Source organism: Roseburia sp. OF03-24 (assembly GCF_003463035.1).
In the GTDB taxonomy this organism is placed as follows: Bacteria; Bacillota; Clostridia; order Lachnospirales; family Lachnospiraceae; genus Roseburia; species Roseburia rectibacter.
Map to the genome: position 1 here is coordinate 1 of NZ_QSCK01000005.1, position 21,404 is coordinate 21,404.

Consider the following 21,404-nt stretch of genomic DNA (forward strand, 5'->3'; position numbering starts at 1 on the left):
AAATGTGTATGGCAATAAACATGAGCATAGTGGAATATATTGAGGTTTTTGCCAACGTTATCAAACAAATAATAAACTATTGAATATAGTTATTTGGAAATATTTCTTTATCAGATTCAGACACAAAACACTAAAAATTTACGCACTTCCAAGGGTGTAAAATGAGTTCCCCAGCGAAGGGTGGTTCACAACCTTGCGGCTGGCAAATCGCATCAAGCCAGGACTCGTTTTGTGACTTTGGGAGAAAATTAGAAAGTCTTTGTATGCCTGTTCACAATACAGTGTTGTGCTGCCATGGACGGCAGCACAAGTCCTAATGTGCCCGGACGGCACATTTAGGACGTACACGTCACTCCGCCTCAACCTGAATCAGGCATACTTAGACTTTCTTATTTTCGGACAACGGAACAAAACGAGTCCCGGCTTGATGCAATTTGCCAATCGAAAACCCCCGGAACCACCCTACACGAGGAAACTCATGTCACCCACAAACCAGCATTTGTCTCAACAAAATTCAGTTGGAAGTATTTTGAGAAATAATCAGTTGCAGTACCGGAACATTTTATCTGTCAGTATTCTTGCAAAGATCAGTCCAAGCGGCAGGCATACGATGATAAGGATCGCAGAGGCAAACCAGGAAGCTGACACATCCAGTGACATAATGCCAAGATTATAGATCGCGCGGTACAGATACAATCCAGGCACCATAATGACAATGGATGGAACAGTGATCGCGATTCTTGGATAACCGACATGATTTTTTAAGAGCGATGCAAGAAGTCCGGCAGTCAGTGCACCTAAAAATGCTGCAGCAGCAGAAGGTGTTCCCAGGAGATCTACAAGTTCCAGACGGAAAGTGTTTGCAATAGCACCAATGATCGCAGCAGAAGCGGCAAGCTTTGCCGGACTGTTGAACATGACGGAAAATCCAAATACGCCACAGAAACTTGCGAGCAGACGGAATACGATTTTTTCAGCCAGACTGAGATTTAATGGAAGAAAATCTACCGGCTGTAAATGCAGTAAAAGTGCTACCATCCATGCAAACATTGTGGCGACGGCAATAATGATCAGCGCATAAGCAAGACGTTCCAAACCGGAACGCATATCCAGTTTTGCAAGGTCGATACCGCTTGTGATAAATGGAAAGCCTGGGATGATAAAAAGCATTGCACAGATATAGCCTGCTTCATGCTGAATGGAAATCCCCCACAGAAGCTCTGCGATTTTTAAAAGTCCGGTATAAACCAGACAGGCACCTGAGACAGAAACGGCGATGCACAAAAAGAGTGTAAAATGATGCTTTGTGAGTTTGCACCGGAGATAATTTCCGATGCCTGCGCCGAAGAAAGCACAGAGCATTTCAACAGGTCCGCCGCCTAACAAAAATGTAAACGCACTGCATGCAAAAGCAGCAGCACATCCGAGTGCAAAGGGCGAATAAAGACCATGGATCTGTTCGATCTGGTCTAAATAAGCATGAATCTGCTCCCCTGACATTGTGCAGCATTCACCTGCAAAGTCATTGACGAAACGTTCTAACCTGTTTAATTTTGAAGTGTTGACACCGGTGTTTGTCAGGCAGAGAGACTGTGAAAAACAATCGTTTCCGTCAAAACAGGTATATTCGATCGACATTAAACCAATGTCTGCGGTACAGGTGATGCCGAGCAGAGAGGCAAGCGTATTCATAGAACTGCGTACCCGCCATGCACCTGTACCACAGGAGAGCATCATCAGACCGGTACGCCCGATCACGGATGCTTTTTCGGTAAGACCTGCCTGGGTGATCGGCAGTTCTTTATCATTTCCTGTGAACTGATGCCAGGGAATATCCATATGATTTTTGATGATCCGATTCTGTATCATTTAAAACACTTCCTTCTATAATAAATAATGTTTTGGCTGATATAAAGTGTATCTGCTCTTAGCAAAAAGTCAAGTCAGTATTCGTATAAATTTATCTGTAAATGAGCCGATAACCATAATAGAAACGAGAAAAGCCCATAAATGGAATTAGAAGGCAAAAGTCAGATTTTTCACGGAAGAAAGGGGATTATTATGAGTGAGATCAGTAACAACAGTGCATTAAATTCTTATGCAGCGGACTATTCTTACCGCACAGAATACAACAGGAAAGCGGATAATAACAAAAAGACCGATGGCACAAAAGAGACGGATAAGACGACAAAGAAAAGCAAGGTAAGTGGAAGAACGATCGGAGATCCGGTTCTGAGTGATAAAGCAAAAAAATATTATGAACAGTTAAAAGCAAAATATTCCAATATGGATTTTATCCTTGTTTCACCGGAGCAGAAGGAGGAAGCCGAGAGTAAAAAGGGGATGTACCAGAGCTCGAAAGAACTTATTGTCCTGATCGATTCAGACAAGATTGAGAAGATGGCAGAGGATGAGGAGTATCGCGCAAAATATGAGGGGATTTTAAGCAATGCAACATCCCAGTTAAGCCAGATGAAAGACAGTTTAGGATCGAAAGCAGATTCCGTCAGTTCTTTTGGGATGACCTTTGATGACAACGGAAATGCATCATTTTTTGCAGTTGTCGATAAATCTCTTGCGGCACAGAAAGAGCGTATCGCTGATAAAAAGGAAGCTGCAGCAGAAGAAAAAAAGAAAGCGCAGAAAAAAACACAGGAAAAACGCGCGGAAGAGAGAAAAGCAGACAGGGCAGATAAAAATAAGAAAATGGATTCTGCCGATAAGACGAATTCAAAGGAAAAGTCATCAGATGCGGACAAAGTGACGGTTTCCGCTTCCTCCTGGGAAGAATTGCTCAAAAAGATAGATAATGTCATTTATGAGAGCAGGGCAGATTCTGTCCTGACGAAAGAAGAAAAAGCAGTCGGACAGTCTTTTGATTATTCCATATAAAAATACTGGTTTTAGTGGGAAAAAAGGACAGTTGAATCACAGCGCATTCTATGGCAGAATAAAAGAAAATACAGTAGAAAAGATGTATAGGGTGACATTGTGAAATATACAGTATTGATTGCGGATGATTCAAAACTTCAGAGAGTAATTTTAAAAGAAAATTTAAAAGATATCTATGATGTGGCAGAAGCATCATGCGGGCAGGAATGTCTTGATCTGGTAGAGAACAGCGAAGGAAAGATCGATGTCGTTCTTTTGGATATTGTGATGCCGGGAATAGATGGATTTGAGGTGCTGAGGAAAAGACAAAGATCCGAAATCTTTAAAAATATACCTGTGATCGTACTTACCATGAGTGATATGAAAGAAGATCAGGAACTCGCAGAACAGTTAGGTGCCGATGGATTTCTGTTAAAACCGGTGAATCCGAAAGATGCTCACTTTCGGATTCGTCAGGTTTTAGGGGAATAAAAGAAGAGATTGCCTATATGTAAAAGAAAAAATTGAATCACGGAAACAAAACGTGTATAATGGATATAGAAATATGTTTGACAGGGGAAAAATTATGGCACAGAAAATTATTTTAACAGGTGACCGCCCGACGGGCAAATTACATGTGGGACATTATGTAGGCTCTTTAAAGCGAAGAGTTGAACTTCAGAATTCCGGAGAATATGACAAGATCTTTATTATGATCGCAGATGCACAGGCACTTACAGATAATGCAGATAATCCTGCAAAAGTGCGCAGCAATATCATGGAAGTAGCACTCGATTATCTTTCTGTAGGAATTGATCCGGCGAAGTCGAATATCTTTATCCAGTCTTATGTGACAGAGCTGACAGAGCTGACATTTTATTATATGAACCTTGTTACGGTATCGAGACTGCAGCGCAATCCGACCGTAAAATCAGAGATTCAGATGCGTAACTTTGAGACAAGCATTCCGGTTGGATTTTTCTGTTATCCGATCAGTCAGGCTGCTGATATCACTGCATTCCATGCAACGACAGTTCCGGTTGGCGAAGATCAGATGCCGATGCTTGAGCAGACAAAGGAGATCGTACACAAATTTAATGCCGTATACGGTGAGACACTGACAGATCCGCAGATCTTACTGCCGGAAAACAAGGCATGTTTAAGACTTCCGGGTATTGATGGAAAGGCAAAGATGAGTAAATCACTCGGCAACTGTATTTATCTCTCCGAGCCGGAAACTGACGTAAAGAAAAAGATCATGTCCATGTATACTGATCCGAATCATATCCGCATTGAAGATCCGGGTAATCTTGAGGGCAATACAGTATTTACTTATCTGGATGCGTTCTGCAATGATGGACATTTTGCAGAATATCTTCCGGAATATTCCTGTTTACAGGAGTTAAAAGATCATTATACACGCGGTGGTCTTGGCGATGTCAAAGTGAAGAAGTTCTTAAATAATGTCATGCAGGAAGAGCTTTCTCCGATCCGTGCACGCAGAAAAGAATACGAAAACCGTATCGATGATGTGTATGATATCTTAAAGAAAGGCAGTGAGACTGCAAAAGCTGAGGCAGAAAAAACGCTTGCCGAAGTAAAACATGCGATGAAGATCGACTATTTTGATACACCGGAGTTTTTAGAAGAACAGAGAGAAAAATTCAAGTAAAATATAAAAAGACTGCCCTGCAGGTGGAAACACAGCGGGGCAGCTTTTTAATTCATAGGAAATTACGTCCTAAGAATCAGAAAGCTCTCCGGGCGGGATGCGCATCTCGCGGAGAAGAAGTTAGCTGTAAACAGCATCGCTCGAGCGCGAAAGAGTCGCAAGCGACTCTTTGTTCTGTAACGGGATTTTATCCACGGATAAGGTTTACGAAGTGTGGCATTTTGTGATAAAGTATAGAAGTACATTTTTTGGAAAGGAAAACAGACGTGGTAAGACGAAGAAAAAGTGGTTTAAACTTTGGAAAACGAAAGAAAAAGATCAATTTTACAGTAGTAAAAGAAGTTTTGTCATGGACAGTAGAAATAGCACTCACATTACTTATTGCATTTACCTTTGTTTATTTTATCGGACTCCGGACAAGTGTTGTAGGACAGTCAATGTCTAAGACATTAAATGGCGGAGACCAGATTTTAGTAAACCGTTTTGTTTATAAAGTGACAGATCCGAAAACAAATGATATAATCGTATTTCTTCCAAATGGAAATGAAAAATCCCATTACTATGTAAAGCGTGTCATAGGTGTTCCGGGAGATACCGTACAGGTTAAAAATGGAACGGTATACGTCAACGGAAAAGCATTTGATGAGGAAACGGATGTTGCATCTATTGAAGATGCAGGACTTGCTGCGGATGAGATCACACTTGGACCGGATGAATATTTTGTTCTGGGAGATAACCGTAATAACAGTGAGGACAGCCGTTATGCAAATATTGGAAATATAAAAAAAGACTATATCATAGGAAAAGCCTGGTTTCGGATCGCGCCGTTCTCGGAACTTGGATTTCTATAAAAATAAGAATATAAGATTTTATGCAGAGAAATGGAGGAAAATATGCAATTTCAATGGTATCCAGGGCATATGACAAAAGCAAAACGTCAGATGCAGGAAGATATAAAACTGATCGATCTGGTTATTGAGCTGGTGGATGCAAGAATACCGCTCGCAAGCCGTAACCCGGATATAGATGAACTTGGAAAAAATAAGGCAAGACTGATCCTGATGAACAAATCAGATCTGTCAGATACGAGAAGAAACCGCGAGTGGTCGGATTTTTTCCGTGAAAAAGGTTATTTTGTGGTCTGCTTAGATGCAAGAAGCAAGGCAGGGATGAAGGATGTTACAAATGTTGTGATGGAAGCCTGCAGGGAGAAAATTGAGCGTGACCGGAAAAGAGGAATCAAAAACCGTCCGGTACGTGCGATGGTTGTCGGTATTCCTAATGTCGGTAAATCGACATTTATCAATTCTTATGCCGGAAAGGCGTGTGCAAAGACTGGAAATAAACCGGGTGTTACAAAGGGAAAACAGTGGATCAGACTCAACAAAAACGTGGAACTGTTAGATACACCGGGGATTCTCTGGCCTAAATTCGAAGATCAGAGAGTAGGACTTTATTTAGCACTCATCGGTGCGATCAAAGATGAAATATTAAATATTGATGAGCTGTCGTTAGAACTGATAAAAATACTGTTAAGTGATTATCCGTCCGTACTTCATGAACGTTATGGTGTGGAGGAGGATGCAGAACCACCGGTAATTTTAGGACAGATCGCAGAAAACAGAAAGTGCATCTCAAAAGGCAACGAATTAGACTACAGTAAAGCAGCTGCGCTTCTGATCGATGAATTCCGGAGTGGAAAATTAGGACAGATCACACTGGAACGTCCGAAAATGCAGGAGGACAGTGCCGGGTGAGACAGACGGATATCAGGGCAGTGTTAGAACTGATCCTGTATTTTGCACTTGTGGCAGGAATCACGTTTCTGATCATTCACTTTGTGGGACAGCGTACAGTTGTAAATGGTGTTTCCATGCAGCCGACGCTTTCCGATGGGGATAATCTTATCGTAGATAAGCTGTCCTATCGTTTTCATGATCCGGACAGGTTTGATATTATTGTTTTTCCACAGGAAGACGGCAGATATTTTATCAAGCGGATCATTGGACTTCCGGGGGAAAACGTACAGATCGATGAGGATGGATTTATTTACATCAATGGCGAAAAGCTGATGGAGTCTTACGGAAAAGAAGTGATGCGTGATCCGGGACTGGCAAAAGATGGGATAGATCTCGGAGCGGATGAATATTTTGTGCTTGGGGATAACCGGAATAACAGCATGGACAGCCGTATGGAAGAAGTCGGACTGATCGCGAAAAACAGGATCATAGGACGTGCATGGCTTCGTATTTATCCGTTTTCAGAAATCGGTTTTCAGAAATCGGTTTTCTAAAACATGGTTCCTGACACAGGGATACCCGTAAAATATGTGAGCTATTGTACAAAATACAGACAGCAGAAATGGAAGTGTCAGAGATGGAAGAACGAAAAATAGGACAGATCAAAGATGAATTAAAGGCGGCAACGGAAGCAATGCTGCCTTCTTTTATTGCTTCTTATGAGCCGGATGAGAGAAGCGGCGTTAAAAAACTTGTGGAGCAGGCAAAAAAGCGCCTGCAAAAATTAGAGGAAGAGCGAAAAAGAATCTGGAATCTGCAGGAATATGAGCGAAAATACAGTGAGTATGCATATATCTGCGGAATAGATGAGGTAGGAAGAGGACCTCTTGCCGGTCCGGTCGTTGCCGGTGCGGTGATCCTGCCCAAAGACTGCGATATACTATATATCAATGATTCTAAAAAACTTACAGCGGCAAAACGTGAGGAACTTTATGATGAGATCATGGAGAAGGCGGTCGCAACAGGGATCGGTATGGTGTCGCCGCAAAGGATCGATGAGATTAATATTTTACAGGCAACTTATGAAGCAATGCGTGAAGCTATAAGTAAATTAAATCCTTCACCCGATATATTATTAAATGATGCGGTGACGATACCGGAAGTTACAATTCCGCAGGTACCGATCATAAAAGGAGATGCAAAGAGTATTTCCATCGGTGCAGCGAGTATTATCGCAAAGGTGACGAGGGACAGACTGATGGTTGAATATGACCAGATCCTTCCGGAGTATGGTTTTGCGTCAAACAAAGGATATGGTTCGGCGGAGCATATTGCGGCATTAAAGAAATACGGCGCATCCCCGATCCACCGCAGGAGTTTTATCCATAATTTTATAGAGTAAACGTTTGAAATCGGGTGTAGTGTGAAAATATATTTTTCGCACATGGGAATGAGGTTTGTTATGCAGATCAGAGATATGTTGGGGCAGTACAGTCAGAATGTCAAAAACGGAACAGAGGAACTTATGAGTGCGCAGGGAACACAGAAACTTGTGTCATCCATGCAGGAACTAGAGCCGGGCAGCACGTTTGAAGGAACGGTTAACAGTGTCAAAAATGGCAAAGTTATTCTGGCACTCGGAAACGGACAGACTATAACAGCAAGACTCGATGGAAAAGTATCCATTCAACCGGGTGAGTCTATGTTTTTTCAGGTCCGTTCCAATGATGGGACAACGATCGCACTTCGTCCTTATGTTCAGGCAGGCAATATCAATAATCCGATCCTGTTAAATGCTCTGACTGCCGCAGGAGTTCCGGCGACAGAGCGGAATATCACGATGGTGGATTCCATGATGAAAGAACAGATGTCGATCAGTAAACAGAGTATTCTTGATATGGGAAGAGTTATAGGAAGCAATCCAAATGTCAATGTAAATACAGCGGTTCTGATGACAAAGATTGGACTTCCGGTCAGTACAGAGATGGCATCACAGTTTGAAAATTATATGGCTGACCAGCATGCGATCGTAGATGAAATGGATCTTGCAATGAATCAGCTCGGACGTCTTTTAGGAGATGCGGATTTAGGAGAGCAGCAGTCCTTTGAATTATATGGGAAAGTATTAGATATTTTAAACGGAGAGGGAGAAAGTTTCACACAGGCTGCGGATGGATTACAGCAGGATCAGACAGGAGCAGCCATAAATGCCGGAGAAAACATACAGGCAGGCACAGCCATAAATGCAGACGGCAATCTACAGGCAGGCACAGCTATAAATGCAGATGGCAATCTACAGACAGGCACAGCCATAAATGCAGATGGAAATATACAAGCAGGCGCAACAGTAAATGCCGGTGGCAACATAAATACAGAGACAGCTGCAGATCAGATTCAGAATCAAACAGCAGCTGGAGAAGCGCAGATGCAGCAGACTGCAAAAGATCTGATTTCAATGGGAACTGCAGAGTCAGGAGCAGAAAATGCATCATTAAAAAATACGCAGATGCAGACGGACACGTTAGAGCAGATCTTAGATCAGAATGGTCTGGATCATTTAAAACGTTTACTGCAGAATATCCCGACGCTGACCGGCAATACAGATCTTTTTGAGATGAATGCAGAGGAAGATGTGTTTGTGGATACAATGTCAGGAGAGGATGCGGGGAAGAAGACATTAGAATTAGCGCAGACAGTGACAGAACCGGAAGTAAATTTAAAACAGTCCATGACGGCAGAAGATTTTTTAAATACACTCCGGGATGCGTTAGGACAGAACCGGGAGTATGGATTTGCAGGAATGACCAAACTGTTCGGAAGTAAGGAATTTGCTGCGATCTTAAAGAACCGTGCCCAAAAACAGTGGCTGCTTGAACCGGAACAGTTAAAAGAAACATCTAAGGTCAGTGAACTTTATGAACGTTTAGATCACCAGATGAAACAGATGGAAAATGTAATGAAAGCTGCAGGAGTCACACAGAACTCTTTTGTACAGACGGCAGCAGACATCCGCAGCAATGTGGAATTTATGAACCAGATCAATCAGGTGTATACTTATGTACAGCTTCCACTAAAATTGTCGGGACAGAATGCATCCGGGGATCTTTATGTGTACACCAATAAAAAGAATCTGAATGATCCGGAAGCAGAACTGACCGCTTTTTTGCATTTAGATCTTGATAATTTAGGTTCCACGGATGTTTCTATCCGCATGAAGGACAAAAATGTAAAGACAAATTTTTATATTGCAGATGATGCGTCCTATGATCTGATCGAAAAGCATCTTCCGGTGTTAGAAAAGAGACTGGCACAGAAAGGGTATCATTGCAGCATTACGATGTCAAAAGAAGAAAAAAAGGTTGAATTTGTAGAAGATTTTCTGCAGAAAGATATGCCACAGATGGGGACGGTTCACAGATATTCGTTTGATGTACGTGCATAAGCAGCGCAGGAGGCAGTTAGTTATGTGGTTTGATGGAAAAAATAAAGAACAGGGGAAAAAACAGAAAACTGCAGTGGCGGTAGCATATGAGCCGGGTGATGCGGCACCGAAGATATTAGCAGCGGGAAAAGGAGAAGTTGCAGAGCGTATCATTGAAAAAGCGAAAGAAAATGATGTGCCGTTTTATCAGGATAATAAATTGGCAGAAACTCTCTCAAAACTTCAGATCGGTGATACGATACCGCCGGAACTTTATGATGTTGTGGCAGAAATTCTGGTGTTTGTAGATGATATGGATAAAATGAAAGCAAAATTAAGCAGGGCAGGATTACTGTGATCAGGTCTTGTTTTTACAGGATGGAAAATGTAAAATAAAATAGCGGAACAATGGGGGATAAACTACGGAGAAAGTAAATAAACGTGCAGTGGGGGCTGCATATGAGAAAACAGCGGGAGAATATTTACAAACAAAAGGATATGAGATCCTGCAGTATAATTTTCGCTGTCGCATGGGAGAAATCGACATCATTGCAAAAGATCAGGGATACCTTGTGTTTATTGAAGTGAAATATCGTAGGAACAGCAGGTGTGGACGTCCGGCAGAGGCAGTAACACCAAAAAAACAGCGCACGATCAGCAAGGTCGCATCCTATTATCTGCTGACACATGGCTGTGGAATGGATACGCCGTGCCGCTTTGATGTTGCAGCTGTATCTGGTGATGAGGTGGAACTCATAAAGAATGCATTTGAGTATCAGGGATATCTTTAGAATGGGAAGGATGACAGTGTGAATTTTAAAAAGAAAAATAATGACGTTGTATTAGAAGAAGTATGGTGTGAAAGTGGAGCGGGGGCAGGACTACCGCTCCTTAAATATCCTCTGCTTGAGCAGACCGGAATCGTAGAGCACTGTTTTACCACAAGATGTGGTGGTGTAAGTAAAGGAATTTATGAATCCCTGAATTTAAGTTTTACGCGCGGAGACGAGGAAGCGGCTGTACGGGAAAATTTTAAAAGACTTGCCGGTGCGATGAAAACAGATATTTCAAAGTTTGTTTTTACAGACCAGACACACACGACAAATATAAAAAGAGTGACGGCAGAGGATGCCGGAAAAGGTATTGTAAAAGAGAGAGATTATAAGGATATCGATGGTCTGATCACAGATGAGCCGGGACTTGTGCTCTCAACTTTTTATGCGGACTGTGTGCCGTTATATTTTGTGGATACGGTGCACCGGGCAATCGGAATGAGCCATTCCGGCTGGAAGGGAACTGTTGGAAGAATGGGGGCAGCCACGATCACAGCAATGAAGCGTGAATTTGGCACTGAGGCAGAAGATTTAGTCTGTGCCATCGGTCCGTCCATATGTCAGGATTGCTATGAGGTCAGTGAGGATGTTGCAGATGCTTTTAAGGAAGCATTCCCTGGTCATACGGATGAAATACTTCTGGATAAGAAAAATGGCAAGTATCAGCTTGATCTTTGGAAGGCGAATGAGATCGTCCTGACAGAGGCAGGTGTTTTAAAGGAAAAGATTGCAGTTACAAATATCTGTACCTGCTGTAATCCGGATCTGTTATTTTCCCACCGTGCCAGCCATGGAAAAAGGGGAAATCTTGGAGGATTTATTTATCTGAAAGAAAAGAATGGAGATTAGTGTGAAAAATATATTTTTCACACGTAAGATTTGTGCTGGCGCACAAACTTAAGATGCGCTGGAGGACAGCGCAGAAATGGAGATTAAAAATGGAAAAGAAAAATTACGTTGATTATATCGTGGAAGAAACAAAAAAGATCCTTGCGATCGACAGTCCGTCAGGCTACACCAAAGAGGTGGCAGATTTTGTCTTAGACGAATACCGTGCGTTAGGATATGAGCCGGAACTTACCGTAAAAGGCGGCGTCCTTGTCGCATTAGGAGGTAAAGAGAAAGACAATGCAGTGATGTTAGAGGCACATATTGATACACTCGGTGCGATCGTAACAGAGATCAAGTCAAACGGAAGACTAAAGGTATCTCCGATCGGTGGCATGAATGCCAACAATGCGGAGGCAGAAAACTGTCGTGTGGCAAGCAGATTTGCCGGTATTTTTGAGGGAACCTGCCAGCTTTCTAACGCTTCTGTCCATGTGAACGGGGATTACAGTGATACCAAACGAAGCTGGGATGAGATGGAGATCGTGCTTGACGAGAAAACAGCGTCTAAAGAAGAAACAGAGAAATTAGGTATCATGGCAGGTGATTTTGTATGCTTTGATTCGCGCACTACGGTCACAAAGACAGGTTATATTAAGAGCCGTTTTCTGGATGACAAATTAAGCGTCGGTATTTTACTTGGATATGCAAAATATTTAAAAGAAGAAAATATCACGACAGAGCGCATGATATACCAGCATATCACAGTCTATGAGGAAGTCGGACATGGCGGTGCAGCATCTATCCCGGAGGGTGTGACAGAAGTGATCTCCGTGGATATGGGCTGTGTGGGAGATGGACTCTCCTGCAGGGAAACACAGGTATCTATCTGTGCAAAAGACAGCAGGGGACCTTACAATTATGATGTTGTTACAGGACTGATCAAAGCAGCGAAAGACAACGATATTGATTTTGCGGTGGATGTTTACCCATACTATGGCTCAGATGCAGATGTGGCACTGACAGCAGGCTATGATGTGCGCCATGGTCTGATCGGTGCGGGTGTATACGCATCCCACGGATATGAGAGAAGCCATAAGGATGGTGTGAAAAACACATTTGAGTTACTGCGTGCATATCTGGGTTAGTCAGGCGCAGATGACAAAAGGTTGTATTTCTTTAGGATAACAGGCTGCAGGCTTCATAAAATCTTCATAAAATCTTCATAATATCATAGGATTATCTTTATTGTATCAGCAGATGCCCCGTGTTATAGTGACCGTATGATAGAAAATAGTACGGTTAGTACGGACAGGGGGTATCTGATTGATACAGTTAAATTATCGTGATTCCAAACCGATCTATGAACAGATCAAGGATGGACTCAGAAAACTTGTAATATCAAATTCTCTTTCTGCAGATGAAAAACTGCCATCAGTCCGGGAACTTGCGGCAAAGCTTGCCATTAACCCGAACACGATACAGAAAGCCTATCGGGATCTGGAAAGTGAAGGTTATATCTATACGGTCACTGGAAAAGGAACTTTTGTTGCAGAACGAAAAGAAGTATATGATGCGAGAGCGAAAGAGTTATTGACGGAATTTGATGAGATTGTGGAAGAACTATTCTTTTTGTCTGTAAAGGAAAAGGAATTGGTCGAACGTATGGATAATCTGGCAGAAGGGAAGGTGGACCAATGATACAGGTAAGTCATTTGGAAAAGTCCTTTGAGGGATTTCGTGCATTGAAAGGTGTGGATATGCATGTGGAAAAAGGTGCGATATACGGACTGGTCGGACCAAACGGAGCGGGTAAATCAACATTGATCCGCCATATTACAGGGGTATATAAACCGGATGCGGGTGAAGTTTTAATTGCAGGAGAACCTGTATATGAAAATAAAAAAGTAAAAGCAAAATTTTCCTATATTCCGGATGAAATATTTTATTTTATGCAGGCAGACACGATGGAAATGAAACGTTTTTATCAGGGAATTTATCCTGCATTTGATGAAAAACTTTTTTACCGTATGCAGGAGTTTTTCCCGAATATCGACGTAAAAAGAAGTATCAGACGACTGTCGAAAGGAATGCAGAAACAGGTTGCTTTCTGGCTTGCGATCTGTGCAAAACCGGAGTTTATGATCTTAGATGAACCTGTGGACGGACTTGATCCGGTCATGCGCAGACAGATCTGGAGCATTATCATGTCAGAAGTTGCAGAAAATCAGATGACAGTACTGGTATCATCCCACAATTTAAGAGAGCTGGAGGATGTCTGTGACCATGTTGGTATCATGCATCAGGGAAAAATCATGATCGAACGTTCCTTAAGTGATCTGCAGGGAAATGTGTCAAAGATCCAGGTCGCATGTCAGAGCGGTGTGCCGAAACTACCGGAAGAATTTGAAGTCCTTCATATGTCTAATACAGGACGTGTATATACATTGATCGTAAAGGGAAATCCGGAAGATGCCAAAAGAGCACTGGCCGAAACAAATCCGCTGATCGTGGATGTGCTTCCACTGACATTGGAAGAAATCTTTATTTACGAGATGGGAGGTGCTGATTATGAAGTCAAAGACATCCTCTTTTAATATGACGATATTTCGAAAGAATCTTACACATTACTGGCCGATCTGGGTGGTATATCTTTGCTATCTGATCATGGTGGTGCCGGTCAGCATCGGATTGATTTATGCGAATGTTGAAAATAATTATATTGGAAATATGCCGTTTGAACATAAACAGTACTATGTTGTTGGTTCCATGCTGTCAGATGCGGGATCGGTGATACCTGTTTTTGTTGCGGCAGCGGTGGCTGCACTTGCAGTATTTTCCTATTTATATAATCCACGCAATGCAAATATGATACATTCATTGCCGGTGGACAGACGGGAACTTTATATCACAAATTATGTGTCAGGATTTGTGTTTCTGTTTGTCCCGGAGCTGATCGCATTTATTGCAGGCGTGTTAGTATGTCTGGCGAATCAGATTAACTGTATACAGTATGTATTTTACTGGTTTATAGATATCGCAGGAGTATCATTTTTTGCATATTCGCTTGCAGTATTTGTTGCCATGCTCACCGGAAATATTTTTGCCATGCCATTTTATTACCTTGCGGTCAATTATCTGTGGATCGGCGGTACAAAGATGATACAGAATATTTCAAGTCTGATCTGTTATGGGGTATCAGATACATGGTCATATAATCCGTCGAGTATTTTATCTCCGCTTGACTATCTGTTCCATAATCTGTCGATGGGCATAGAGTATGATAAAGATTATGTACAGGCAGTCGGTGTTACGATCAGTGGTGGGAAAATTGTAGCGGCTTATGCGGTGGCTGCAGTTGTGATTACGGTTCTTGCATATGTTTTATATAAAAGACATAAGGTTGAGACGGCGGGAGATGTGGTCAGCATTTCCATTCTAAAACCGGTATTCCGCTGGTTGTCCGGTATATGTGGCGGCGGACTGATCGCACTTGCAGTATCGGCATTGTTATTAGAGTATATTAAAATGAATGAGTTTATCTGTCTTTTCATTCTTATGCTTGTTTTTGGCAGTATCTGTTTTCTGGCAGCGGAAATGGTTCTGCAGAAAAGTTTTCGGGTATTGTGCAAAAAAAGAATTATGGAATGGGTTGGCTTTGCAGCAGCAGTCCTGATCCTGTTAGGCTGTTTCCGTATCGATGTATTTGGCATTGAGCGCCGTATTCCGGATGCATCTGAGATTGAGGCGGCATTTGTGAATATGGATTATCCGATCTATATTTCAAAAGAACAGATACCAGAGATATTGAAGTTACAACAACAGTGCGTTGACAGTAAGGATGAATATTTATCTGTATATAAAAAAGAAAAAAATTATTATTATACAACATTCCGTTATTATATGAAGGATGGCTCTATGTTTGAACGGAGATATCCGGTTTCTGTTACCGATACGGCATTAAAAGATAAAAAAACCGTTGCATATAAGCTGGCTGCTTTAGAGGCAGATCAGGATAATCTGATGAAACAGGTTCTGGGCGATGGATATAAGGAAAATGATTATTATTCCGGTTATCTGACTGTTTATAATGGCAGGGGTGAGTCTGATGTATATACGTTTTCAAGGGACGAGAGCAACATTCTCAAAGAAGCCATTGAACAGGATGTAAAAGAGGGCAATTTTGATGCTTATCAGCTTCCTGCGGTTTATAAAGATGAACAGGAAAGCATCTATACCAATTCGCTTTCACTTTCCTATTATGGAAAAGGGAATGGTTACCAGACATGGGATTATTATTATAATTATATGGATTACAGGAATATGAGAAATAATAATGTTATGGTTGGTGATGCATCCGGCAGCTGTTATATTCAGGTTGGCCCAAAGTGTGTGAATACGATAAGAGTGTTAAAAAAGATGGGTGTGATAAATGATACCTGGCATCTGTACAATTATAATGAGCTTGAGGAGATTCAGAAAAATACAGGTGTGGCAGAATAAGTGAATGGGTCATGCTGAAAAGTCCGATGAGGAAAATATCTTTACAAGAACCACAGGATATTGTAAAATCAAAATAATGTTCAGAGCATGGTTTTAACCGCTCATGAGTGTATGAGATTTGAAGATAAAAGGAGTACAGAAAATTATGAGTAAACCTGTAGTGGCAATCGTAGGTCGCCCGAATGTTGGAAAATCAACGTTGTTTAACGTGCTTGCAGGCGAGCGGATTTCCATCGTAAAAGATACGCCGGGCGTGACCAGAGACAGGATTTATGCAGATGTGACCTGGCTGGATTATCATTTTACCATGATCGATACCGGTGGTATTGAGCCGGACAGTAAAGATATTATTTTATCCCAGATGCGTGAGCAGGCAGAGATCGCAATCGCAACTGCGGATGTGATCATCTTCCTGACAGATGTAAGACAGGGACTTCAGGATTCAGATGCCAAGGTGGCAGATATGCTGCGCCGTTCGGGAAAGCCGGTCGTTTTAGTTGTCAATAAAGTGGACAGCTTTGAAAAATTCATGCCGGATGTGTATGAGTTTTATAATCTGGGTATCGGGGATCCATATCCAATCTCAGCATCCTCCATGTTAGGTCTTGGAGATATGCTTGATGAGGTGGTTAAAAATTTCCCGGAATATAATAAGGACGAGGCTGAGGATGAGAGACCGAAAGTTGCAATCATCGGAAAACCGAATGTAGGAAAGTCATCCCTGATCAATAAACTTGCACAGGAGGATCGTGTGATCGTATCCGATATCGCAGGAACGACACGTGATGCGATCGATACGGATATCCGTTACAATGGAAAAGAATATGTGTTTATTGACACGGCAGGACTCAGACGCAAGAATAAGATTAAAGAAGAAATAGAGCGATACAGTATCATCCGTGCAGTGACTGCAGTGGAACGTGCTGATGTATGCATCATTGTGATCGATGCGACTGAGGGTGTGACAGAGCAGGATGCAAAGATCGCAGGTATTGCCCATGAGAGAGGAAAAGGCATTATCATTGCAGTCAATAAATGGGATGCCATTGAAAAAGACGATAAGACGATCTACCGCCACACAGAGAAGATCCGTCAGATCTTAAGTTTTATGCCATATGCGGAGATCTTATTTATCTCTGCAAAATCAGGACAGCGTTTAAATAAACTGTTTGATATGATCGATCTTGTCATCGAGAATAACAGCATGCGTGTGGCAACCGGTGTATTAAATGAAATTGTTGCAGAGGCAGTGGCAATGCAGCAGCCGCCTTCAGACAAGGGAAAACGTTTAAAGATCTACTATACCACACAGGTTGCAGTAAAACCGCCTACGTTCGTTATTTTTGTCAATGACAAAGAACTGATGCATTTTTCCTATACACGTTATTTAGAAAACCGTATCCGTGATACATTTGGATTCCGTGGAACAGCGTTAAAATTTATCATTCGTGAGAGGAAGGAAGAACAGTAATGCTTGGGGCAAGAATCATAGCAGTGGCAGTGGGGTATTGTTTTGGATTATTCCAGACAGGATATATTTATGGAGAAAAGCATGGCGTTGATATTCGGACACAGGGAAGCGGCAATGCCGGAACGACGAATACGCTTCGTGTGTTAGGCTGGAAAGCGGGTCTTATCACGTTTCTGGGAGATCTGTTCAAAGCTATTTTTGCTGTGCTCTTGATCCGGTTCATTTTTATTGGAAAATATCCGGATGCGGTCAAAATATTAGAACTTTATGCAGGATTTGGAGCAGTTTTAGGACATAACTTTCCGTTTTATCTGAAGTTTAAGGGCGGAAAGGGAATCGCGTGCACATCCGGTATGATACTTGCCGTATGCCCGCTTGCAGCACCAATCTGTCTGATCCTTTTTATCGGATCGATCGCAATTACAAGATATGTATCGTTAGGTTCGATTCTTGTGGTTACAAGTTATCTGATCCAGGTGCTTATTTTTGGACATATGGGATATCTGCATGTGGATGCTGTATATCTGCCGGAGTTTTACATAGTCAGCGCATGTTTTACAGCGATGGCATTATGGAGACACAAAGCCAATATTAAGCGTCTGCTTACTGGAACAGAAAACAAATTTGGAATGAAAAAAAATTAGGAGGAATCGGCATGTCAAAGACAGCGGTTATTGGTGCAGGAAGCTGGGGTACAGCACTTTCTCTGGTATTACATACAAATGGCAATGATGTGACAGTCTGGTCAATCGTGGAGCAGGAGATACAGATGCTCCGTGAAAAACATGAGCATGTGGATAAACTTCCGGGAGTAAAATTGCCGGAAGATATTACGTTTACAACAGATTTAAAAGAAGCGATCGAAGGAAAAGATTATCTGATCCTTGCAGTACCTTCTGTTTTTACAAGAAGCACAGCGAAATCTATGACTCCTTTCGTGAAAAAGGGACAGGTGATCGTCTGTGTGGCAAAAGGGATTGAGGAAGACACGCTTATGACACTTTCTGATATTGTAGAGCAGGAGATTCCTGCCGCAGATGTAGCAGTAATGTGTGGACCAAGCCATGCTGAGGAGGTCGGAATCGGACTTCCTACCACGGTGGTTGCCGGTGCAAGAAAAAAATCTGTGGCTGAGGGTGTGCAGGATATCTTTATGAACGAAGTATTCCGTGTATACACAAGCCCGGATGTCCTTGGAATGGAGCTTGGCGGATCTTTGAAAAATGTGATCGCGCTTGCAGCAGGAATGGCAGATGGACTTGGATATGGAGACAATACCAAGGCAGCTTTGATCACACGCGGTATTTTTGAAATCAGCAGACTTGCAATTAAGATGGGGGCAAATGCTGAGACGTTAAACGGACTTACCGGCATCGGTGATCTGATTGTAACCTGTGAGAGTAAACATTCAAGAAACCGTAAAGCCGGTATGCTGATGGGACAGGGTTACACGATGAAGCAGGCGATGGATGAAGTAAAGATGGTTGTTGAGGGTGTTTACTCTGCGAAAGCAGCCATTGCGCTTGCAAGAAAATACGAAGTAGATATGCCGATCATTGAGGAGATCAATCATGTTCTGTTTGACGATAAAACGGCAAAAGATGCAGTGCGCGAGCTGATGCTGCGTGACCGCAGGGAAGAACACAGCAGTTTAGAGTGGGCAGAATAGACAGGAGTAAAAATGGAACAGCAGACAATCAGGATTAAATATCATTCAGATGAGATAGAAAAACTTACTTATATTGACGGAAAAAGTGACTGGATCGATCTTCGGTCAGCAGAGCATGTTGTATTAAAAAAAGGCGAATTTAAGCTGATAAAACTTGGAGTATCCATGCAGCTTCCGGCAGGATATGAGGCGGTCATCGTACCGAGAAGTTCTACCTATAAGAATTTTGGAATCATTCAGACGAACCATATGGGTGTCGTGGATGAAAGTTATTGCGGAGATGATGATGTGTGGATGATGCCGGCACTTGCAATGCGTGATACAGAGATCAATGTCAATGACCGCATCTGCCAGTTCCGTATCCAGAAACACCAGCCGGTTATTCATTTTGAAGAGACGGATACATTAGGCAATGAAAATCGTGGTGGTATCGGCAGTACCGGAAGAGCGTAAAAGATGATATATATATTTTGTGCCTTGTACCATGAGGCAGAACCATTGATTCGTGAATATGGACTGAAAAAAAAGACAGATGAAACTTGTTTCCCTGTCTTTTTTGATGAGGAAGAAAATATTCTGCTCACAGTAACAGGATGTGGAATGAATGCGGCAGCGGCTGCGGTGATGCGAATCTGCACAAAGAGAACTCCACAACCGGAGGATTTTCTGGTAAATATCGGAACCTGTGCGTGGATATCCTGTGGAGAACATGGAGTATATGTACCCGATGATAGTGGATATCAATCTAAAAAAAAGATATATCTGTGTAAAAAGATTACAGAACATGTGACGGGACGAACGTTTTATCCGGATATTTTGTACAGACATCCTTTTACAGAAGCAGAGATTATAACAGGAGCAGTGGCCTACTGCGTCAAAGACAGGATGAAATTCATAAAAAAATATGAAACATCTGCAAAAAACAGCGTATCAGACAGTTTTTTGTATGATATGGAAGCATCAGCCGTGTATCAGTCCGGGGCATATTTTTTTGGACCGCATCAGATGTCATTCCTGAAAATTGTGACAGATGATGGAAATGTACAGAATATGTCAGCAGAAGTGCTAAGACAAAGTGTTGAAGGTGTAGTTGCAAAAATCAGTCATTATCTGGATGAACTGGTAAAGATTGGCGAAATGAAAAGATCACAGTATGAAAAAAAAGCCAGCGAAGTATCAGAATTTGCGCAGCGGTTAAGCACCGATATGCACTGCTCGGCAGTGATGCGTGCTTCGGTGGAACAGCAGTTAAAATATGCTTCACTTGCGGGGATTGATTATCAGGGGGTTATCAGCGAAATGTATCAGAGCGGGAAATTGCCCTGCAGGGATAAAAGAGAGGGGAAACGCTGTTTTGAAGAGCTTGGACGAAAATTATTATAATCCGTTTTTTTCTCATATTTATGTGGAAGAAGAAATAGCAGATCATCCGCGGGTAAAGAAGATCCTCGCACGGTTTGAAAATGCAGAAGTTGTATATATCAGACATTATAAAGATATATTCTGCAGACGCAGACAGGATTATGAGGAACAGCACCATGCGCAGAACCTGATCCTGGCGAAAAAGACAGGCAGTCTGATCTATCAGGGCGCCCCGGTGTGCCAGAATTTTGGGAATACCTGGTTTTATTATACTTCCTGCATGATGAACTGTATTTACGATTGTGAATACTGCTACTTAAAAGGAATGTACCCTTCGGCTAATATTGTAATTTTTGTTAATATAGAAGATATTTTTAAAGAACTACATCAGATGCTGTCAGAGCATCCGGTATATCTGTGTGTGTCCTATGATACGGATCTTTTAGCGTTCGATTCCGTGACCGGTTACGTCAGGGAATGGGAACATTTTGTACTGGAAGAAAACAAAAGATCACCGAATCCGCTTAAAATTGAAATCCGCACGAAATCAGCGAATGAAAAATCTTTTGAAAGCCTTATTCCGGATGAAAATATTATTTATGCGTTTACATTGTCACCACAGCGTGTTACAGAACAGTATGAGCATAATACGCCATCGTTAAAACAGCGTATTTCCTGTGTAACAGGGGCGGTTCAGAAAGGCTTTCCGGTGCGTCTGTGTTTTGATCCGATGATATACTGTCCAGACTGGCAGCAGGAGTATGATGAAATGATAAAACTTGTTGCAAAAGAAGTACCGATGGATCAGATCTTTGATGTCAGTGTCGGTTCTTTCCGTGTATCACAGGATTATTTGAAAAAAATGAGAAAAAGCGAACCTTATTCTGCGGTGGTACAGTTTCCATTTCAGAATGATAGCGGTGTGTATCATTATGGAAAAGAGCTGACAGAACAGATGGAACACTATCTGACCGGTAAACTTCTGCAATATGTGCCGGAAGATAAGATTTTCCGGTGGGAGTCGTGAGAAAGGAA

General features: G+C 42.1%; 21 protein-coding genes and 1 pseudogene. 21 read left to right on the forward strand and 1 reads right to left on the reverse strand.

Annotation, left to right across the window (positions count from 1 at the left end; translation table 11 throughout):
* Positions 1-540: 540 nt before the first annotated feature.
* The gene (locus tag DXA60_RS03315; protein ID WP_117919513.1) at positions 541-1,869 is read right to left on the reverse strand and encodes a threonine/serine ThrE exporter family protein; all 1,329 of its coding nucleotides are present in this window, start codon (positions 1,867-1,869) and stop codon (positions 541-543) included.
* A gap of 192 nt (positions 1,870-2,061) precedes the next feature.
* Between DXA60_RS03315 and DXA60_RS03320 the strand changes: the two genes are divergently transcribed.
* The 21 genes and pseudogenes from DXA60_RS03320 to DXA60_RS03425 all read left to right on the forward strand — a co-directional run bounded on the left by DXA60_RS03320 (position 2,062) and on the right by DXA60_RS03425 (position 21,396).
* Positions 2,062-2,892 carry a DUF6033 family protein gene (locus DXA60_RS03320; protein ID WP_117919693.1) on the forward strand — a complete coding sequence of 277 codons (831 nt, stop codon included), beginning with the start codon at positions 2,062-2,064 and terminating at the stop codon, positions 2,890-2,892.
* Positions 2,893-2,991: 99 nt separating this feature from the next.
* Positions 2,992-3,363, forward strand: a complete 372-nt coding sequence (locus tag DXA60_RS03325) for a response regulator (RefSeq protein ID WP_158570859.1) — start codon at positions 2,992-2,994, stop codon at positions 3,361-3,363.
* 94 nt (positions 3,364-3,457) lie between these two features.
* Entirely contained in the window at positions 3,458-4,543 is a 1,086-nt protein-coding gene (gene trpS / locus DXA60_RS03330) for a tryptophan--tRNA ligase (RefSeq protein ID WP_117919517.1), read from the forward strand.
* Positions 4,544-4,809: 266 nt separating this feature from the next.
* The gene (gene lepB / locus DXA60_RS03340; RefSeq protein ID WP_117919521.1) at positions 4,810-5,394 is read left to right on the forward strand and encodes a signal peptidase I; all 585 of its coding nucleotides are present in this window, start codon (positions 4,810-4,812) and stop codon (positions 5,392-5,394) included.
* Positions 5,395-5,436: 42 nt separating this feature from the next.
* The gene (ylqF, locus tag DXA60_RS03345; RefSeq protein WP_117919523.1) at positions 5,437-6,300 is read left to right on the forward strand and encodes a ribosome biogenesis GTPase YlqF; all 864 of its coding nucleotides are present in this window, start codon (positions 5,437-5,439) and stop codon (positions 6,298-6,300) included.
* Positions 6,297-6,836, forward strand: coding sequence for a signal peptidase I (lepB, locus tag DXA60_RS03350; protein WP_117919525.1), 540 nt, complete (start codon positions 6,297-6,299; stop codon positions 6,834-6,836). The genes ylqF and lepB (DXA60_RS03350) overlap by 4 nt, the downstream gene beginning before the upstream one ends.
* 83 nt (positions 6,837-6,919) lie before the next feature.
* Positions 6,920-7,684, forward strand: a complete 765-nt coding sequence (locus tag DXA60_RS03355; protein WP_117919695.1) for a ribonuclease HII — start codon at positions 6,920-6,922, stop codon at positions 7,682-7,684.
* Between the two features lie 60 nt (positions 7,685-7,744).
* A complete protein-coding gene (fliK, locus tag DXA60_RS03360; protein WP_117919527.1) occupies positions 7,745-9,724 on the forward strand; it encodes a flagellar hook-length control protein FliK in 1,980 nt (659 codons plus the stop codon).
* A gap of 22 nt (positions 9,725-9,746) precedes the next feature.
* Positions 9,747-10,061 carry an EscU/YscU/HrcU family type III secretion system export apparatus switch protein gene (locus DXA60_RS03365; RefSeq protein ID WP_117919529.1) on the forward strand — a complete coding sequence of 105 codons (315 nt, stop codon included), beginning with the start codon at positions 9,747-9,749 and terminating at the stop codon, positions 10,059-10,061.
* A 76-nt stretch (positions 10,062-10,137) separates the two neighbouring features.
* A pseudogene (locus DXA60_RS03370) lies at positions 10,138-10,494 on the forward strand (YraN family protein); the annotation flags it as partial.
* Positions 10,495-10,512: 18 nt separating this feature from the next.
* Positions 10,513-11,385 (forward strand): peptidoglycan editing factor PgeF, encoded by an 873-nt coding sequence (pgeF, locus tag DXA60_RS03375; RefSeq protein WP_117919533.1) that lies wholly within the window; start codon positions 10,513-10,515, stop codon positions 11,383-11,385.
* A gap of 89 nt (positions 11,386-11,474) precedes the next feature.
* Entirely contained in the window at positions 11,475-12,512 is a 1,038-nt protein-coding gene (locus tag DXA60_RS03380) for a M42 family metallopeptidase (RefSeq protein WP_117919535.1), read from the forward strand.
* A gap of 178 nt (positions 12,513-12,690) precedes the next feature.
* Positions 12,691-13,065, forward strand: coding sequence for a GntR family transcriptional regulator (locus DXA60_RS03385; RefSeq protein ID WP_006859078.1), 375 nt, complete (start codon positions 12,691-12,693; stop codon positions 13,063-13,065).
* Positions 13,062-13,961, forward strand: coding sequence for an ABC transporter ATP-binding protein (locus DXA60_RS03390; protein WP_117919537.1), 900 nt, complete (start codon positions 13,062-13,064; stop codon positions 13,959-13,961). The genes DXA60_RS03385 and DXA60_RS03390 overlap by 4 nt, the downstream gene beginning before the upstream one ends.
* On the forward strand, positions 13,936-15,867 hold the full coding sequence (locus tag DXA60_RS03395) for an ABC transporter permease (RefSeq protein ID WP_117919539.1): 1,932 nt from the start codon (positions 13,936-13,938) through the stop codon (positions 15,865-15,867). Before DXA60_RS03390 ends, DXA60_RS03395 begins: the two co-directional genes overlap by 26 nt.
* Positions 15,868-16,012: 145 nt before the next feature.
* Positions 16,013-17,338: a ribosome biogenesis GTPase Der gene (gene der / locus DXA60_RS03400; protein ID WP_117919540.1), complete on the forward strand. Its 1,326-nt coding sequence runs from the start codon at positions 16,013-16,015 to the stop codon at positions 17,336-17,338.
* Positions 17,338-17,982: a glycerol-3-phosphate 1-O-acyltransferase PlsY gene (gene plsY, locus DXA60_RS03405; protein ID WP_117919542.1), complete on the forward strand. Its 645-nt coding sequence runs from the start codon at positions 17,338-17,340 to the stop codon at positions 17,980-17,982. The genes der and plsY overlap by 1 nt, the downstream gene beginning before the upstream one ends.
* Positions 17,983-17,993: 11 nt before the next feature.
* Positions 17,994-19,007, forward strand: a complete 1,014-nt coding sequence (locus DXA60_RS03410; protein WP_117919544.1) for an NAD(P)H-dependent glycerol-3-phosphate dehydrogenase — start codon at positions 17,994-17,996, stop codon at positions 19,005-19,007.
* Positions 19,008-19,019: 12 nt separating this feature from the next.
* Positions 19,020-19,460: a dUTP diphosphatase gene (locus DXA60_RS03415; RefSeq protein WP_117919546.1), complete on the forward strand. Its 441-nt coding sequence runs from the start codon at positions 19,020-19,022 to the stop codon at positions 19,458-19,460.
* A gap of 3 nt (positions 19,461-19,463) precedes the next feature.
* Positions 19,464-20,390 (forward strand): hypothetical protein, encoded by a 927-nt coding sequence (locus DXA60_RS03420; RefSeq protein ID WP_117919548.1) that lies wholly within the window; start codon positions 19,464-19,466, stop codon positions 20,388-20,390.
* Positions 20,362-21,396, forward strand: a complete 1,035-nt coding sequence (locus tag DXA60_RS03425; RefSeq protein ID WP_199536181.1) for an SPL family radical SAM protein — start codon at positions 20,362-20,364, stop codon at positions 21,394-21,396. Before DXA60_RS03420 ends, DXA60_RS03425 begins: the two co-directional genes overlap by 29 nt.
* The last annotated feature ends 8 nt before the right edge of the window (positions 21,397-21,404 follow it).

Bases quoted from the DNA above. Each gene is read 5' to 3' on its own strand.
- DXA60_RS03315 (WP_117919513.1), bottom strand. From the start codon at position 1,869: ATGATACAGAATCGGATCATCAAAAATCATATGGATATTCCCTGGCAT.
- DXA60_RS03320 (WP_117919693.1), top strand. From the start codon at position 2,062: ATGAGTGAGATCAGTAACAACAGTGCATTAAATTCTTATGCAGCGGAC.
- trpS (WP_117919517.1), top strand. From the start codon at position 3,458: ATGGCACAGAAAATTATTTTAACAGGTGACCGCCCGACGGGCAAATTA.
- ylqF (WP_117919523.1), top strand. From the start codon at position 5,437: ATGCAATTTCAATGGTATCCAGGGCATATGACAAAAGCAAAACGTCAG.
- DXA60_RS03355 (WP_117919695.1), top strand. From the start codon at position 6,920: ATGGAAGAACGAAAAATAGGACAGATCAAAGATGAATTAAAGGCGGCA.
- fliK (WP_117919527.1), top strand. From the start codon at position 7,745: ATGCAGATCAGAGATATGTTGGGGCAGTACAGTCAGAATGTCAAAAAC.
- DXA60_RS03365 (WP_117919529.1), top strand. From the start codon at position 9,747: ATGTGGTTTGATGGAAAAAATAAAGAACAGGGGAAAAAACAGAAAACT.
- DXA60_RS03380 (WP_117919535.1), top strand. From the start codon at position 11,475: ATGGAAAAGAAAAATTACGTTGATTATATCGTGGAAGAAACAAAAAAG.
- DXA60_RS03390 (WP_117919537.1), top strand. From the start codon at position 13,062: ATGATACAGGTAAGTCATTTGGAAAAGTCCTTTGAGGGATTTCGTGCA.
- DXA60_RS03395 (WP_117919539.1), top strand. From the start codon at position 13,936: ATGAAGTCAAAGACATCCTCTTTTAATATGACGATATTTCGAAAGAAT.
- der (WP_117919540.1), top strand. From the start codon at position 16,013: ATGAGTAAACCTGTAGTGGCAATCGTAGGTCGCCCGAATGTTGGAAAA.
- plsY (WP_117919542.1), top strand. From the start codon at position 17,338: ATGCTTGGGGCAAGAATCATAGCAGTGGCAGTGGGGTATTGTTTTGGA.
- DXA60_RS03410 (WP_117919544.1), top strand. From the start codon at position 17,994: ATGTCAAAGACAGCGGTTATTGGTGCAGGAAGCTGGGGTACAGCACTT.
- DXA60_RS03415 (WP_117919546.1), top strand. From the start codon at position 19,020: ATGGAACAGCAGACAATCAGGATTAAATATCATTCAGATGAGATAGAA.
- DXA60_RS03420 (WP_117919548.1), top strand. From the start codon at position 19,464: ATGATATATATATTTTGTGCCTTGTACCATGAGGCAGAACCATTGATT.